We start from the raw sequence: 2,344 nt of genomic DNA, 5'->3' as shown, positions 1-2,344 counted from the left end.
GTTACGGCACGGCGGGCGACGACCCGTACGCGAACGGCGCCTACGGCGACGACGGTTACCCCCGCCCAGCCCACCAGGGCGCCCCGGCGACGCCGCCGGGCGGCTACGGCCAGGACGACTACCCGCGCCAGGACGCCCCCGGCGGGGACGGCTACCGGCAGGACGGCGGCTACGGCCGCGAGGAGTACCCCGGAACGCCTGACCGGGGGTACGAGGACGGCGGCCGCTACCCCGAGCGGGACGGCTACCCCGCGCCCGCCCAGGCGTCCGGCTACGGCCCCGGCCAGGGCGGCGAGGGCTACCCGGAGCGCGGCGACCACTCCCCGTACGGCGACTACCGCGGCACGGGCGAGCAGTACCCCGGTGGCTACGACGACGGCGGCTACGGCAACGGCGGTCCGGGCACCGGCGACGCCCGCGCGGGCGGCGCGGCGGACGGCTCCGGCGGCTACAGCCCCTACTCCGACCCGTATGTGGGCGGTGGCGGGTACCCCGACCCGACGACGCAGGGCTACGGCACCCAGTACCCGCCGCCCGGCGGGTACGAGGGCCGCAACGACGGCTTCGACGGCGGCTACCCGGAGCAGCAGGGCCCGTGGCCGCCGCCCGGTCCCTACTACCAGGAGACCCCGCCCGGCGGAGTGTGGGTACCGCAGCAGCGCGACACCGTGATGCCGGAGGAGTACCCGCAGGCCCAGGACTACGGGCAGCAGCAGGGCCGTCAGCACCAGCAGGGCCACCAGCAGCAGCACCAGCAGCAGGGCTACAACTACGACGAACAGCGGTACTGACGCCGCCCGGCCCGGCTCAGCTCCTCAGCCACGGCCACGGCGGCGCGACGTCAGTAGGACCCGCGCCAGCGCCGTCCCTCCACGATCAGCCCGGCGGCCAGCGCCCCCGACATCCCGGCGTGGACCAGCCCGCCGCCTGGGTGGGCCTGCCCCCCGACGCGGTAGGCGCCGGGCAGCCGCCCGGCGGTGGCCGGGGCCAGGAGCGTGCCCCGGGCCCCGGCGAGCACCGGTGGCGCGATCACGCCCCCGGGCGTCCCGGTCTCCCTCTCGGCGTGCGCCGGAGTGCGGATCTCCTGCCACAGCACCCGAGCGCGCAGCCCGAGCCCCGCCTGCTCGGCCCGTTCCAGCATGCGTTCGGCGCAGCGCTCGGCCGCGCCCGGCGCGGTCCAGTCCACGCCCGTGTCCTCGCCGGACGACATGTCCGCGGGCCCGCCCGCGCGGTGCGGGGGGACGTCCGTGCTGAGCACCGCCGTCTCGAACAGCCGGTCCGGGACCAGCTCCCGGTCGTCCGGCCGGTCGACGGTGACGGGCGGCGACTCCGGCCGCCCGGCCCCGGCGGGCTCCGACGCGTGCAGCACGGTGCGGTGCGCCGTGCCCTCGGGGCGTGCGCCGCGCAGCGCGAGCAGCAGAGTGCAACGGCCCCGGGTGCCCCGGACGGCGCCGGGGCCGGGCCAGGCGGCGCCCCAGACCACGGCCTCGGCCTCCAGCCGCCGGCCGTCGGCGAGTTCGACCCCGGCCGCGCGGTTCTCGCGCTCCAGCACCCGTACCGCCTCGGCGCCCAGCAGGAACTCCACGCCGCGGTCGAGGCAGCGCAGCCGCACCGCCTCGGCGAGCGCGCCGATCCCACCGGTGGGGTACCAGGTGCCGAACGTCTGCTCCACGTAGGCCAGCAGTGCCGCACCCGCGGGCGCGGTCGACGGGTCCAGTCCGTAGCGCCGCACCGTCGAGGTCAGTACGGCGGCGGCGCCGGGGTGGCGCAGCTCGTCCTCGGCCATGGCGGCAAGGGTTCGCGGGCGGCGGCGCAGCAGGCCGGCTCGGCGTGCGGGGTAGGGGTCGTCCTGTTCGGCGGCGGCGCGTGCGGCCGGGGTGAGCGGTTCCTCCAGCAGCGGGCGGCGGGTGGCCTCCCAGGTCTCCCGGGCGCGGCCCAGCATCGAGCGCCAGCGGTCACCGGTGCCGGAGCCGAACGTCTCGTCCATCGCCCGGGTGACGCCCGCGTGGGAGAAGCCGGGCAGCCGCACGGTGGTGCCGTCGGCGAAGCGGTGCTCGGTCGCCGGGTCCACCCGGCGCAGGTCGACGCACTCCTCCAGCGGCTCCCGGCCGGTCTTGAGGAACAGGTCGCGCCAGACGGCCGGGAAGTGCAGCAGCCCGGGGCCGGTGTCGAAGGTGAAGCCGTCGCGCCGGTACGTCCCGAGGGAGCCGCCGACCGTCTCCGTGCGCTCCACCACCGTGACCCGGTGCCCCGACGTCGCGAGCCTGGCGGCCGCCGCCAGGGCGCCCATGCCGGCGCCCACCACCACGATCCCTGCCATGGACGGCACCCTACTGCGGGCGCC

Annotated in this window: 1 protein-coding gene and 1 pseudogene; one reads left to right on the top strand and one right to left on the bottom strand. The window is 77.8% G+C overall.

The annotated features are described in order from the left end of the window. Nucleotides 1-791: pseudogene (locus E0D90_RS26890) on the top strand (hypothetical protein); the annotation flags it as partial. A 50-nt stretch (nt 792-841) separates the two neighbouring features. Here the strand turns inward: E0D90_RS26890 and E0D90_RS25105 are convergent. Then, the gene (locus tag E0D90_RS25105; RefSeq protein WP_130800217.1) at nt 842-2,320 is read right to left on the bottom strand and encodes a phytoene desaturase family protein; all 1,479 of its coding nucleotides are present in this window, start codon (nt 2,318-2,320) and stop codon (nt 842-844) included. Nucleotides 2,321-2,344 lie beyond the last annotated feature (24 nt).

It is taken from the genome of Streptomyces otsuchiensis, from assembly GCF_004305975.1.
Lineage (GTDB): Bacteria > Actinomycetota > Actinomycetes > Streptomycetales > Streptomycetaceae > Streptomyces > Streptomyces otsuchiensis.
This window is presented reverse-complemented; position numbering and strand designations above follow the sequence as displayed.

Bases quoted from the DNA above. Each gene is read 5' to 3' on its own strand.
- E0D90_RS25105 (WP_130800217.1), bottom strand. From the start codon at position 2,320: ATGGCAGGGATCGTGGTGGTGGGCGCCGGCATGGGCGCCCTGGCGGCG.